At 63.6% G+C, this 14270-nt stretch carries 11 protein-coding genes; 1 reads left to right on the top strand and 10 read right to left on the bottom strand.

What is annotated here, in order from left to right:
* Positions 1–4: 4 nt before the first annotated feature.
* From GGD40_RS32855 to GGD40_RS32810, 10 genes are all read right to left on the bottom strand, one after another.
* Complete coding sequence (locus tag GGD40_RS32855; RefSeq protein ID WP_179746452.1) at positions 5–922, bottom strand: carbohydrate ABC transporter permease; 918 nt, start codon at positions 920–922, stop codon at positions 5–7.
* On the bottom strand, positions 922–1899 hold the full coding sequence (locus GGD40_RS32850; RefSeq protein ID WP_179746451.1) for a carbohydrate ABC transporter permease: 978 nt from the start codon (positions 1897–1899) through the stop codon (positions 922–924). The genes GGD40_RS32855 and GGD40_RS32850 overlap by 1 nt, the downstream gene beginning before the upstream one ends.
* Before the next feature lie 10 nt (positions 1900–1909).
* A complete protein-coding gene (locus tag GGD40_RS32845) occupies positions 1910–3148 on the bottom strand; it encodes an ABC transporter substrate-binding protein (RefSeq protein WP_179746450.1) in 1239 nt (412 codons plus the stop codon).
* A 170-nt stretch (positions 3149–3318) separates the two neighbouring features.
* Positions 3319–4722, bottom strand: coding sequence for a GH1 family beta-glucosidase (locus GGD40_RS32840; protein WP_179746448.1), 1404 nt, complete (start codon positions 4720–4722; stop codon positions 3319–3321).
* Positions 4723–5015: 293 nt separating this feature from the next.
* Entirely contained in the window at positions 5016–6230 is a 1215-nt protein-coding gene (locus GGD40_RS32835) for a DUF2252 domain-containing protein (protein ID WP_179746446.1), read from the bottom strand.
* Between the two features lie 66 nt (positions 6231–6296).
* Positions 6297–7064: a bestrophin-like domain gene (locus tag GGD40_RS32830; RefSeq protein ID WP_179746444.1), complete on the bottom strand. Its 768-nt coding sequence runs from the start codon at positions 7062–7064 to the stop codon at positions 6297–6299.
* Between the two features lie 151 nt (positions 7065–7215).
* Positions 7216–8160 carry a hypothetical protein gene (locus GGD40_RS32825; RefSeq protein WP_179746442.1) on the bottom strand — a complete coding sequence of 315 codons (945 nt, stop codon included), beginning with the start codon at positions 8158–8160 and terminating at the stop codon, positions 7216–7218.
* Positions 8161–8351: 191 nt separating this feature from the next.
* On the bottom strand, positions 8352–9323 hold the full coding sequence (ftrA, locus tag GGD40_RS32820; protein ID WP_179746440.1) for a transcriptional regulator FtrA: 972 nt from the start codon (positions 9321–9323) through the stop codon (positions 8352–8354).
* Between the two features lie 1142 nt (positions 9324–10465).
* Complete coding sequence (locus GGD40_RS32815) at positions 10466–11266, bottom strand: PhzF family phenazine biosynthesis protein (RefSeq protein ID WP_179713880.1); 801 nt, start codon at positions 11264–11266, stop codon at positions 10466–10468.
* A 237-nt stretch (positions 11267–11503) separates the two neighbouring features.
* Positions 11504–11911 (bottom strand): rhodanese-like domain-containing protein, encoded by a 408-nt coding sequence (locus GGD40_RS32810; protein ID WP_179709910.1) that lies wholly within the window; start codon positions 11909–11911, stop codon positions 11504–11506.
* A gap of 257 nt (positions 11912–12168) precedes the next feature.
* Here GGD40_RS32810 and GGD40_RS32805 point away from each other — a divergent pair, with 257 nt between their 5' ends.
* Complete coding sequence (locus GGD40_RS32805) at positions 12169–14238, top strand: putative bifunctional diguanylate cyclase/phosphodiesterase (RefSeq protein ID WP_179746438.1); 2070 nt, start codon at positions 12169–12171, stop codon at positions 14236–14238.
* Positions 14239–14270: the final 32 nt, after the last annotated feature.

Genomic DNA, 14270 nt, shown 5'->3' with positions numbered 1-14270 from the left:
CCGTCTACCCCTTCACCGCGCCGGACGCAATGCCGCGCACAAACCAGCGGCCCGAAACGAAGTACACCGCCAGCGGCACCATGGAAGTCAGAATGGTCGCCGCCATATTGACGTTATAGAGCCGCTCGCCGGTCGTCGTGTTGATGATGTTGTTCAGTTGTACCGTCATCGGCAGATTTTTGGTGCCGGCGAACACCAGCCCGAGAATGAAGTCGTTCCAGATGCCCGTTACCTGCATGATGACCGCCACCACGATGATCGGCGTGGACATGGGCAGCATCAGTTGCATGAAGATACGCCAGAAGCCACCGCCGTCGATGCGCGCGGCCTTGAACAGTTCCTGCGGAATCGACGCGTAGTAGTTGCGGAACAGCAGCGTCATGACCGGCATACCGAAGATCGTGTGAATCACCACGATGCCCGGCAACGAGCTGAACAGATGCACGCTCGCCAGCACCCGCACGAGCGGATAGACCATCACCTGCACCGGAATGAACGCGCCCATCAGCAGCACGCCGAACAGCAACCCGGCGCCGCGCGGCCGCCAGAACGACAATGCGTAGCCGTTCACCGCGCCGATCGCGATCGACAAGATCGTGCTCGGCACGACAATGCGCACCGAGTTCCAGAAGCCGACCTGAATGCCGTTGCAATCGAGCCCGGTGCACGCGGATTGCCACGCGGCGCTCCATGCGCTCAACGTGAAATGCGCGGGCAACGCCAGCAGATTGCCGAGACGGATCTCGCTCATCGGCTTGACGGAAGTGACGACCATCACATACAAAGGCAGCAGGAAAAACAGCGCGGCCGTCAGCAGAAACGCGTAGACGCCAAGGCGCGCCGGTGTGAATGCGGCACGTCGGCGGCGCGGGCGTACGCGCCCCGGCGTGCCGTTTTTCAGCGGAGAACTGAGCGTGTTCATCACGCCTCCTTGCGCAACGCGGCGCGGCTGCGGGCATAGAAGAACGGCGCGAGAATCGCCAGCACGGTGGTCAGCAAGACGATGGAAGCCGCCGACGCAAGGCCGATATTGGCGCGCCCGAACAGATAGTCCATGATGAACTTGGCCGGCACTTCGCTGGCGGTGCCGGGACCGCCTTGCGTCATTGCGACCACGGCGTCGTAGAGTTTCACGACCATCACGAACAGCAGCACGAAGGCGGTGGACATCGACGGCCCGAGCATCGGCACCACGATGCTCGCATACACGCGCCAACGCGGAATACCGTCGATCCGCGCGGCTTTCCACAGTTCTTCGTCGATCCCGCGCAAGCCGGCGAGCAGTAACGCCATCACCAGCCCCGAGGCCTGCCACACGGTCGCGATCACGATCGTGTAGATCACCCAGTCCTGATCGACGATCCAGTCGAAGCGCGCATGCGCGAAGCCGAGCTTGTGCAACAGGGCCTGCGCGCCGAGCTCCGGATTCAGAATCCACTGCCAGACGAGGCCGGTCGCGACGAACGACATCGCATACGGATAGAGAAAGATCGTCCGCAACGCGCCTTCCGCGACCACGCGCTGATCGATGAAGATCGCCAGCAGCAAACCGATCACCATGCACGCGACGATAAAGCACGCGCCGTAGATCACGATGTTCTGCAGCGACAGCAGCCAGCGGTCGTTATTGAACAGCCGCGTGTATTGCGAGAGGCCCACGAAGTCGCCGGAAGGAAACGTGCGCGAATTGCTGAGCGACACGCGCGCGGTCCAGACCATCGTGCCGAGATACGCGAACACGACGGTCAGGACCATCGGCAGCAACGCCAGCCAGGCCGCGAACGGAAAGCGCTTTTTCAGCGGCTTGCTGCGTGGTCCGTTGTGTGGTCCGCCGTGTGGCGCATTGCGCAACGGCGCAGCGGACTTCGACCCGGCGGCGGGCACCTTGAGCGCGTGCATGCTGCTCCCCCTAGCTCTTCAACGCGCTGGCAAAGGCTTTCTGCGCATCATCCACCGACTGGTTCTTGTTCCAGAAATTGGTGATGACGTCGATCAACGCGCCCTGCGTGTCGGGCGACAGCAGCATTTCCGGATTCGGCAACTGACGCGACTTGTCCTTCATGATCGCCATGCCCTCCTTCGCGCAGATGTCGAGACTGCTCACGTCCACGTCGGGACGAATCGGAATCGAGCCTTTCTTCGCGCTGAACGCGACTTGCGCGGCCGGCGAGGTCATGACCGTGGCGAGCAGGTTCTGCGCCTTGATCGTGGTCGGATTATCCGTCTTCGGGAACACGAACACGTCGCCCGCGACCAGATACGGCGAATGCGGACCGAAACCCGGGAAGCAGCCGAAGTCCTTGCCCGCGACCTGTTTGGCCGCGGAGAATTCGCCCTTGGCCCAGTCGCCCATGATCTGCACGCCCGCCTTGCCGGAAATCACCAGCGCGGTCGCGTCGTTCCAGTTGCGGCCCGGTGAACCGGCGTCGACGAAATCGTGCAGGCGTTTGAACGAGGCCAGCACTTTCTTGAAGGCGTCGGACTTCACCGCGTTCTGGTCGCGATCGCGATACACCTTCAGATAAAGATCGGGGCCGCCTACGTCGGCGAATACGGCGTCGAAGGTGATTTTTTCCTGCCACGGCTGGCCACCTAGCGCGAGCGGAATCACACCCGCGGTTTTCAGCTTGCCGAGATCGGCGAGGAATTCGTCGTAGCTTTTCGGCTCGGCGGCAATGCCGGCCTTCTGGAACGCCGGCTTCGAATAGAAGAACCAGGCCGGCATGTGAATGTCGACGGGCGCGGCGTAGTAGTGCCCTTTCACCTTGATGCTGTCGATGATCGACGGCGGGAACACGCCGTTCCAGTTTTCTTTTGCGGCGACGTCGTCGACATTGTTCAGCAGGCCCTGATCGATCAGGTCGTGAAACTGCTTGGAGGTATTGAACTGCGCGGCCGTGGGTGGATCGCCGCCGATGATCCGGTTGATCGCCGTGGAGCGCGCCTGATCCGCGCCCGCTACCGCGTTGTCGACCCATTGGCCGCCGGCCTTGTTATACGCATCGGCGAACTGGCGAATCGCGGCCGACTCGCCGCCCGAGGTCCACCAGTGAATCACGTTGGCCTTCAAGGGATCCGCCTGCGCGACGACGCCATACAACGCCAATGCTGCAACAATGCCTCGCAAGGCTATTTTTTTGCTGTTCATTCCGTCTCCTGTCGGTCGGCGTCAGCGCTTTCGCCGCCTGGGCAAAGCGTTGACACCGATCCCATGCCACATAGTTGCGCCAGGCCTGGCGCCCGTGTTTCGAGTCGACATGCAAACCAGCTTTACTGCTTTTATACGCGTGCTTTATGTTCGTGCTTTATGTACGTCACTTAGGTGAGTAACTTCCGCTCCCGCAGGAATTTCGCCACCAGCTCGGCACTGCGTTTGATGGTGCGTTTCTGCGTAGCGTAGTCCACATGCACGACCCCAAAGCGCCGCTCGTAACCGAACGCCCACTCGAAGTTATCCATCAGCGACCAGAGAAAATACCCGCGCACGTCGACACCCGCCTTGATCGCCTGATCGACCGCGGCGAGATGGCGCTTGAGAAACGCAATGCGCTGCGTGTCGTCCACGTGGCCGTCGGTCACCTTGTCGTCCGACGCCATGCCGTTTTCCGTGATGTAGATCGGCGGCAGGTTCGCATACGTTTTCCTGAAGCCGGTCAGCAGATCGCGCAAGCCATCCGGATGCACCTCCCAGCCCATCTGCGTGCGCTCCACGCCTTCCGGCGGCACTTCCGTGAAACCGTGCGCGCCGTCGCTCGCCAGGTTCGTGCGGAAGTAATAGTTGACGCCGAGAAAATCGAGCGGCGCGGCAATGGTCTGCAGGTCGCCGTCCAGCACCAGCGGTTCGGTGCCCGGCCACAACTCGAACAGATCGCGCGGATACGCGCCCTTGAGCAGCGGATCGAGAATCCACGCGTTGTGCTGAACTTCGAACAGATGCGCGGCGCGCTGGTCGGCGGCGCTGTCGCTATTCGCCGTGCCGCGACCCATGTTCGCGACGATGCCCTTCTGCGAGGCCGGATCGTTGGCGCGCAATACCGGCACCGCGAGACCATGCGCCAGCAGCAGATGATGCATGGCTTGCGTCGCAAAACGCCCATCGGCAAGACCCGGCGCGTGATGACCGTTGCCGTAGCCGAGATACGCGGAACACCAGGGCTCGTTGAGCGTCGCCCAGGCGTCGACGCTGCCGGCCAGTTCGCGGCTCATCAGATCGGCGTAGTCGGCGAAACGGTACGCGGTGTCGCGATTCAGCCAGCCGCCGCGATCTTCCAGATGCTGCGGCAGATCCCAGTGATACAGCGTGACGAAGGTCGTGATGCCCTTCTCTTTCAGGCGCGCCAGCAAGCGCTTGTAAAAGTCGAGGCCTTTGCGATTCGGCGCACCGGCCGCGCCCATCACGCGCGGCCACGCGATCGACAGCCGATAGCCCTCGAGGCCGAGCCCCGCCAGCATGTCCACGTCCTCTTGCCAGCGATGATAGTGATCGCAGGCCACCGCGCCGGTGTCGCCGGCGAGCACCTTGCCGGGCGTGGCCGAGAACGTGTCCCAGATCGACGGCAGGCGACCGTCTTCAGCCACGGCGCCTTCGATCTGATACGAAGCCGTGGCTGCGCCAAGCAGAAAGTTTTTGCGCCACAGCGACGAGTCGGCGGCCGGCGTGAACGGATCGGCAAGCGATTGGGGGGAGCGTGTGTCGGATACAGCGGATGCGTCGTTTGCCACGGATTCTCCTGCGCTGAGGTCATTGAACCGGGTACGGCGGAAGGCACGGCGCCAGCGAGTCCGGCGCACGAGTGGAAGCGCTTCCACATCAGTGCAGCGAACGATATCAGCGGGGCAATCCGCCCAGCAATCAGGGTTTGTCTGGAGCGAGGCTGGCATGCACGACGCTGTCATGCGCCGTGCATTGGGAAAGCGTGCGTGAAGCGAAGCGAAGCGATGCGAGAGTGAGGCGAATCAAGCGAATCAAGCGAGCCAGGCGCGCCGCGTGTCATGCACGGCGGCGCGCGCGAAACTCAATGGGCCGCAGGCAGCTTGAACTCGCCGCGATCGTAGGCTTCGCAATACGCTTTCCAGTCGGCGGCGACCTGGGCTTCGCACTGCGTTGCCACTTCGATCAACGGCAACTGCCAATCCTTGCGATTACCGAACGCGATCAGTTCGTCCGCAATCGACGAGCGTTGCCGGCCGCCGCTGCGAAGATGGGCCCACGCGCTCAGTTGGGCCATGCTGTTGACCACTTCTTCGAGCCGCGGCAGCTTGCCGTCCCAATCACTGAGGGCCACGCGATCTTCCGACGGTTGCAAACTGCGCAACACGTAGGAACGCTGATTGAAATCGACCGCGTGCAGGAATGCCTGCGACACGGCCTGATTGCGCCGCTGCACGTCGACCACGCGTTGCGCTTCGTTCTGCCAGGTCGGCTGCGGCGTACGCACATGCGGCATGACCGAAGACGGCAGCGCTTCTTTCAGATCGATCAGGAAGTTGCCGTCCGGCGAGCCTTTGCCTTCGACCAGCATCACGTAACGATCCACGCCGAGACTGCCGGTGCCGGCAATGCGCCGCGCAACGTCGAGAATGCGATAGAAGTCCGGATTGGGCTGGCTCGCCGCGAACTTGTTCATGAATTCCGTGACCGCCGCGCGCTGTGGATCGCTAACCGGCAACGCCTTCTTGCCGTCCACTTTCAGCACGCGGGTCTTGCCCTTCAGCACACTGCGCCGGTCCAGAAACGCGGCGCGCGGGCGGCTCGCCAGCGCGTCGAACAGATCGCGCACCATCCCGACCGAGGTCTCCGCTTCGATCCAGCGCGCCTTGCCGAACGCGAGCGCCGCGCCGTATGAATCGAGCGCGGTGTGACAGAGCGCGAGCGCTTGCGCGCGGCTCAGCTTGAGGTCGCTGGCGCCGACCAGCACGCTTGTTAGAAGCCGCGCCAGCTCGTAGAGATTCGGCGCGAGGCAGGCTTCGTCGAAGTCGTTGTTGTCGAAGTAGATCAGGCGGTTATCGCCCTTGTAGCTGCCGAAATTTTCCAGATGCATATCGCCGCAAATCCAGACCGGCGGCGCTTCGTCGAGCATCTTGTCACGCGGCAAACCCGCGTAGAACAGGTGGCAGGTGCCGCGCAGAAAGACGAACGGCGAACTGCGCATGGCCTGGTATTTCATGGCGAGCCGTTCGGGATCGCGGCCGGCGTTGAACCGGGCAATGGTCTTGACGATATCGGACATCACATTCCTCTCGAATACAGTACGGTGCGCCCCGAAGCGGCTCGACACCGCCGCGTCGGGGCGCGTTCAAGGCGCGCGGAACGAATCCGCCAGCGCATGAAGATTGAGAGGCTTCACGCGAATCACGCCGCCGCGCGGACTGTCGATATCCGCGATCAGCGTGAACGACAACGACACCACCAGCGGCACGATCAGCAGCAAGCCGGCGCCCGACTTCAACGCACGCGCGCCGTAGCCGACCAGCACGTTCGCGCACACCGCCATCAGGGTCATCAGCGCCCACGCGGCATACGGTATGCGGTTCCACCACGCAGCCTGCGTGTAGCCCTGAGTGTTCAGCACGTCGTTCATACCGGCGACGGTCAACGCGGCGACCGGCGTGGGTTGCGCGACGGCGGCGTTCTTCACGACCGCCCACATGGCGTTCTGCAAGCGCTCGGTTTCGCGGTTGACCTTGGCGAGTTCCTGGCTGTCGCGCGTGGTGTAGTACAGCACGCGCTCGTCGAGATAAGCTTTCAGCAAGCCGCGCATGATGGCCCCGTCGGCCGCGGGCAGCAGATCGGCGCGAACGTATTCGGTGCCGATCGCGTTCGCCTCTTCTTCCTCGTAGTTCTTGCGCTGGTCATAGCGCCCCACCGCCATCGAAAACGTAAAGCCGATGATCAACGCCAGCAGCGTGAGCGTCGCGGCCTGAATCACGCTGAAGTCTTCGCGGGCGTCGTCCTCGATTCTCCTGAAGCGCCGCAGCAGCGCCGCGCCGATGCGCGCCGCCAGCCACATGAGGACAAAGGACACGATGAACACGAGCGCGGGATAGTCGAGGATGCTTTGCATGGGCGAGCGTTTTTCTCTGAGCGGTTGATCGGGGAACGCTTTCTGACAGCCATGAAACCTGTGCCACCGCTGCATGATAAGCGCCGCCACGCCCGCGTGGAAGACGCGCACGACGAATGTCGCCGTGCGGGCCGCCGTGGCCCGCCGCCGCTCAGGAACCGGTCGTCAGATAGTAGCGGCCGTCGGCGCTCACGTTGACGCCGAAGCCGCACTCCAGCACCGAACCATGCGTGAGCACGTCGAGCGTTTCCGGCGCGGAGAGCCTGAACTCGAGCAGGCATTTGTCGTCGTGCTTGTCGTCGTGCTTGTCGTACGGTGCGAGGTTGGCGATCTTCGCGGTGGCCTCCAGCGGCGCGTCGCCGCCGGCCTCGCTCACCGGCACGCGCGCCACGCCGTCGTAGAAGCGCACGTAGGCCGACAGATTGCCGGTGCTCGCGCTCGGTTGACCGTCTTCGCTGACGCTAGGATGCATGAAATCGCCATCGATCCGATAGACGCCGTGCCGCCCTTTCACCGGCTTCAGCGCAATGCTGTTCCACGCGTCGAAGGTCACGTAGTGGATAAAGCGCGCGCCTTCCGGCGGCACGCCGTGCACGACCGCCTTGCCGGCGATCGCTTCGAGGCGTTCGCGCGCGGCCGCCACGGCGCGGCCCAGCAGCGCATCGCCCGGATAGTCGTCGCCGCGGCTCACCGCGGTGCGGTACGAGGCGCGCGCGTCGGGCAGTTCGCCCAGCTTCAGTTGCACGTCGCCCTGATGCACATACGCCATGGCAATGCGGGCGCGCGCCGAACTGCTGGCTTTCGGCGAGTTCTCTTCGTCGGCCTGCATCGCGGTGGCCTCGGCGAGCGCGCCTTCCATCGCGACCAGGGTTTGAGCCTCTTTGATGCGGCCCGCATCGAGCGCGACGACACCCAGCGCCGCGCAGGACGCGTTGGTCCGGCACGGCACGTCTTTACCCGACAGCAGGTTGCGGCGATACAGTTCAGCGCGCGAGTCGCCGCGCGGCGTCTGAGCCGCGACGAAGCCGGACGCGAGCGCGGCGCACGCACCCCAGGTGACGACGACAGCAGTGGCGAAGACAGTTTTGACGTTCATTGGAAGTGGCGGGACGGTGGCCATGACGCTGTTCGAACAACGCGTTTCGAGAATCTGTTTCGCTGAGATCTATGCGTGGCACATGCAGTACGTTGATGCTGCGGCCAACACAGACGCTGGCCGTGATGCTGACAGAAAAACGGCGATTGTGCGAACCCGTTGCGGATAGTCTCGCGCGGCGCGGGTTTGTGCTAATCCGTGCTTAAGCCGGACGCGCCGAACTTCTTGCGATACGCGCCCGGGCTCGTCAACGCGATCCGCCGGAAATGCCGGCGCAACGATTCCTCGGAACCGAAACCCGCCAGTGCCGCGATGCGCGGCATCGGCAACGGCCCAGGCGCTTCGAGCAGCTCGCGGGCAATCGCCACGCGCTCGCGCACCAGCCACGCGTAAGGCGCCATGCCGGTGGCGTCGTGAAACTGGCGCTGCAAGGTGCGCGGGCTCATTGCCGCGCGTTCGGCCAGCGAGCGCAAGGTGTGCGGCAACGCAGGGTGAGCGCGAACCCAGTCCATCAGTTTGGCGAGCCGCCCGCTTTCGTCCTGAGGCATGGGGCGCGGGACGAACTGCGCCTGACCGCCCTCGCGATGCGGCGGCACCACGAGCCGCTGCGCGACCCGATTGGCGATCGCGCTGCCGTGATCGCGCCGCACCAGATGCAGCAGCATGTCGAGCCCCGCCGCCGAGCCCGCCGACGTGATGATCTGCCCTTCGTCCACATACAGCGCGTCCGGCTGCACTGTCAGTTGCGGATAGCGCTGCTGCAATTTCGCGGCGTAGCGCCAGTGGGTCGTCACGGATTTGCCGTCGAGTACGCCGGCCGCCGCCAGCACGAACACGCCGGAACAGATCGAGCAGAGCCGCGCGCCGCGTTGGTAGGCCGCGCGGATCTTCTTGAGCAGCGCTTCGGGCGGCACTTCGTCCGCATCGCGCCAGCCGGGAATGACGATGGTGTCGGCACGCGCCAGCAGCCTCGGCGTGTACGGCGCGGCGACGGTGATGCCGCCGGCCGCGCGAATCGGACCGGGTTCAATGGCGCAGACGGCGAAGCGATACCAGTCCACCTCGAGTTCGGGACGTTCGAGCGCGAACAGCTCGGTCACGCAGCCGAATTCGAAGGTGCAGAGCCGGTCGTAAGCCAGCGCGACGACGAGATGATTGTGCATGGCGCGATGTTACCGGAGACAGACAGCGGAGCATCCGGACGAAGCGGCTACTTGTCCCGCCGCGTTCACTTCCTCTGGGTGGTGGATCCGGTCGACGCTTTTTTCTCAACGTTTGACGCCGGCACCTTTGCGCTCCGCGCACTCGATGACGAACCGCCAGCGGGTGGGGCTGAAGGCCGAGGCCTAAGGCGCATCGGGCTAATCGTCATGGGTGGCGTGTCCGGTGCCGTGGATCCGCCGGTCGGCGTGGCTTTTTTGACAGGGGTCGACGTTTCATTGCCGGCAATGGCGGCGGGTGACGCGCTTGTCGCCTTGGCACGAGTGGATGATCTTGTTGCGCGCGCCGAGAGCGATGTGCCTGTCGACGCGGGGAGAACGGCGGCAGAGATTGGCGAGGCCGTCGTACGATCGTGTAGGGTCGCGGGCACGCTTCGGAGAATACCCGAGAGGTTCCTCGGAGGGGCGCTTCCCGTGTCCGGCATCCCCTCACTCGCTAGACGGAACGGGCTCGACTCCTCATTCGCCGCATGCGCACTAGCCTGTGTCATGTACTTCGCCGCGGCTTCACCTTCACGATAGGTTCCTCCAGGCGAGACTACGCCTGTAAAACGCGTTGAAGTTCCCGAGCTTTGCTTGCGCCTTGCGTTCGGCGTCTGCAAGACCGGTGTCGACGTCGATGAAATCGCACCGTCAAGGTTTCGATTGCCTGGGAATGTGTCGCCCCCCCCCGCGGCGAGCCGCGCGGTGGTTCGGTCGGTGGTGACACCGGTCCCGACCACCGACGCGTGCACGGTCCAGTGCATGGTGCTGTGAGAGTCGACGGTGGTTGCCAATGGGCCGCGTGGCTTTCGCCCTCGTTACGGTAGATCTGCGTCGTGTCGATATGACGGAAACCGGCACCGAGCGCAGCAGGAATCATCCGGTGGATATCGGCCGCCGTCATTCCGTAAGTGCAGAAGCCGATGGACGGAATGGCCGCGTTACCCGCATGAACGTTTTGCATGAAGAACTCCCGATAGCGTTTTCGCTTCAAGCGTCAAAGACGCTTTGGCCAGATCATCCAATCCGGCCCTGGCGACGCAGACCAGTTCATTGGCAATAGACTCGTCGGCGACGCGCAGTCCGCCTCCCTACCGGGGCGATCACACGCCGGGGACCTCGATAGTGCCTTCGAGATACTGCACCGCATGACCGGACACGCGAACCCGCTCGCCATCGACCTCGCAATGCAGGACACCGGTGCGTCGAGACGCCTGCAGCGCGACCAGCTTCGCCTTGCCAAGGCGATCCGACCACAGCGGCGCGAGCGCGGCGTGAATCGAACCGGTGACCGGATCTTCTTTCCCGCCGTTTGCCGGCCAGAAATAGCGCGAGACGAAATCGTGCTGATCGCCGCGCGCGGTGACCACGACGTCGCGCGGCGCAAGTCGCGCGATCAGTTCGAGATCGGGCACCACGGCGCGGACGTCATGCTCCGTGTCGTAGAGCGCGATGAAAGCCTGCTGGGTGACGAAAACTTCCGCGGGCCGAATGGAAAGACCCCGCACGAGTTCGTCTGGGATCGCCGTGACTGGTTCAACCCCGCGCTGCGGAAAATCCATTTCGATCAGGTCTCGCGGACCACGGCGCACGGTGAACGCGCCAAGGGCCGCGGCGTGCAATTCGATCTGCTCGCGCTCGGGGAAGCGCTTGAACAGCACGAACGCGCTGGCGAGCGTCGCATGGCCGCAAAAAGCAATCTCCGTGATCGGCGAGAACCATCGGATATCGAATCCGCCACTCGTGTTGGGGGTGAGGAAGGCCGTTTCGGAAAGGTTGTTTTCCGACGCAATGGCCTGCATCAGGGGCACCGGCAACCAGCTATCGAGCGGAACGACCGCGGCGTAGTTGCCCTTGAACACTTCGCTGGTGAAAGCATCTATCTGGTGGATCGGCAGCTTCATATTAAAAGTTCTGGCCGCGTCGGCACGGCGCTTCCTGTTTGAATGAAGACTCATTCTGGCAAGCTTTGCCGGCAGCAAACAGACACACTTGGGCCACAGGGCACGGGGAATTGACAGCTAGCGGTCACCGAATTTCGTCGTGGCTTCGCGCACGGAAACCGCCGACCGCTAACGCGCCGCGTCGGCACTTCGGCACTTCGGCGCGGCCGCGGTCACGCGCCGGAACCTGCGATGCCCTCAGTCGGGTTCGACGACCGTTAGCTCAAAGCCCTCGTCGAGCCAGCCGGTCACACCGCCGATCATGACCTTCACGGGCCGTCCCAATTCCGCCAGCCGAATAGCGCCACGGGTTGCACCGTTGCAATGCGGGCCCGCGCAGTAGGTGACGAATAGCGTGTCGACCGGGTAACCGGCGAGCTTCGACGCGACGATCTTGCCATGCGGCAAATTCACGGCACCCGGCACATGGCCGCGTGCGAATAAGGCCGGGCCGCGAACGTCGAGCAGTACGAAGTCGACCGTATGCGGGTCGCGTGCGAAGGTGGCATGAACATCGCTACAGTCGGTTTCAAAAGCCAGCGACGCGTTGTAATGAGCAAGTGCGGCGGCGCTCTCGGCGGCGGGAACGGCGGATACGGACGACATCTTCAGGCTCCTCGAGTGGGTTGGTGGAACCGATTATCGAGCCCGACACCCTTCCACGACAGTGGCCATATCGACAACTTCCGGCAACATCGCGCCATCGCTACGATCGGGCTCAGGCGGTCGGCCGGCTCATCGCAACGTGCGGCAACGCCGCAGTAGTCGAAACCAATGCCTAACATATTGAAAATCAATTAAATAAATGCCCCGAACTGTCGATAACAAGTTCAGCCGCTTCCTTCTCAGCGGTTGGACTTAACATGCAGAGCTCATACAATTTTTGGCTGGTCGGCATTTCGTTCGTCGTCGCGACTTTAGCGTCGTACACGGCGCTCGATCTGACCGGCCGCATTTTCCTGCTGGCGTCGGCACGTCTGCGGCACGCGTGGCGCCTGGGCGGCGCCGCGGCGCTCGGCGTCGGCATCTGGTCGATGCACTTCGTCGCCATGCTCGCGTTCTCGCTGCCCATTCCGCTCGGCTACGATCTGGCCACCACCGCGTGTTCGCTCGGTCTGGCGATCGGCGCGTCGTATCTGGCGCTCTACGTCACCACTCTCGAACGGCTCACCGCAGCGCGCCTGCTGGCCGGCGGCGTGCTGATGGGCTGCGGCATCGCGGGCATGCATTACACCGGCATGGCCGCCATGCAGATGGCGCCGGGCATCGACTACCAGCCGGCCTGGTTCGCGGGCTCGCTCGCGATCGCGGTCGGCGCCTCGACCGCCGCGCTGTGGATGGCGCGCGCACTCAGCAACGAAAACGCCGGCCATGTGGTGTTCAAGCGGCTGGGCGCGGCGCTCGTGATGGGCGTCGCGATCAGCGGCATGCACTACGCCGGCATGGCCGCCGCCGAGATCCCGCTGGGCGCCGTGTGCGGCGCGACCAACGGCTTGAACGCGCCGTGGCTTGCCAGTTCGGTGATTCTGCTTACCTTCGCGATTCTGATCGTCACGCTGATCCTGTCGCGTTTCGACGCGCGCACCACCTTCCTGGTCGGCGCGGTGTCGAATCTGAACGGCCAGATCGTGCGGCTCGCCACGATCGACACACTGACCGGCCTGCCGAACCGCAGCACGCTGACCGACTGCATCGAGCGCGCGATTCTGAACTCGCGCCGGCAGCGCATGGTGTTCGCGATCCTGTTCATGGACCTCGACGGTTTCAAGACGATCAACGATTCACTCGGCCACTCGGCTGGCGACCAGGTGCTGACCGCCTTCGCGCAACGCCTGCTGCAATGCGTGCGTTCGAGCGACACCGTGGCCCGGCTGGGCGGCGATGAATTCGTGGTGCTGTCCGAGAACCTGAGTTCGCGAGAAGACGCCGGCACGCTCGCTGAGGGCGTGCTCGAACGGATGCGCAACGGCGCCTGGGCCGACTCGCAGCCGCTGCAGGTGATGCCGAGCATCGGCATTGCGCTTTATCCGTACGACGGCGATACGGTCGACGAACTGCTCAAGCACGCGGACGCCGCCATGTACGAAGCCAAGCGCGCGGGCCGCAGCACCTATCGCTTCTTCGAACAGAGCATGAACGAAGCCGTCACGCGCACGCTGCAAATCCAGAATGCGTTGCACGACGCGCTCGCCGCCGGCCATTTCTCGCTGCACTTCCAGCCGAAGTTTCACGGCGGCAGCGACGCGCTGGTCGGCGCCGAAGCGCTGATCCGCCTGAATCATCCGCAACTCGGCTCGCTGGCGCCGCTCGAATTCATTCCGATCGCCGAGCGCTCGGGCCAGATCGTGCAGATCGGCTACTGGGTCGTGCGTGAGGCTTGCCGGCAGATTGGCGTGTGGGTCGCGCAAGGTCTGCCGTCGATGAAAGTGGCGATCAACCTGTCGCCGCGCCAGTTGATGCAGCCGAATCTGGTGGCCAGCATCCTCGAGATCGTCGACGCCGAAGGCGTGGCCTGCGATCAGATCATGTTCGAGATCACCGAAACGGTAGCCATGCAGGACGCGCCCAAAACCATCGAAATGATCCGTGAATTCCAGGCGAGCGGCTTCGAGATCGCGATCGACGATTTCGGCACCGGCTATTCCAGCCTCGCCTATCTGCAGCGCTTTCGCGTCAAGCAGTTGAAAATCGACCGTTTCTTCACCAACGGGCTCGACGAACACGGCCCGGAAGGCAGTGCGATCGTGTCGGCGATCATCGCGCTCGCGCATTCGCTGGAAATGGACGTGGTGGCCGAAGGCGTCGAAACCGAATCGCAACTGGACATGCTCAAGGCGATGATGTGCGACGAGATGCAAGGCTTCCTGCTCGGCAAACCGCTCAGCGCCGACGACTTCGGCGATCTGCTCAAGAACCGGATGGTGGCTGCATGAGCCTGTCACTCTTCTGAAATACGTTGCGTTGC

It is taken from the genome of Paraburkholderia bryophila (genome assembly GCF_013409255.1).
In the GTDB taxonomy this organism is placed as follows: Bacteria; Pseudomonadota; Gammaproteobacteria; order Burkholderiales; family Burkholderiaceae; genus Paraburkholderia.
Note: the sequence above shows the minus strand (reverse complement) of the source record. Positions and strands in the feature narration are given on the sequence as shown.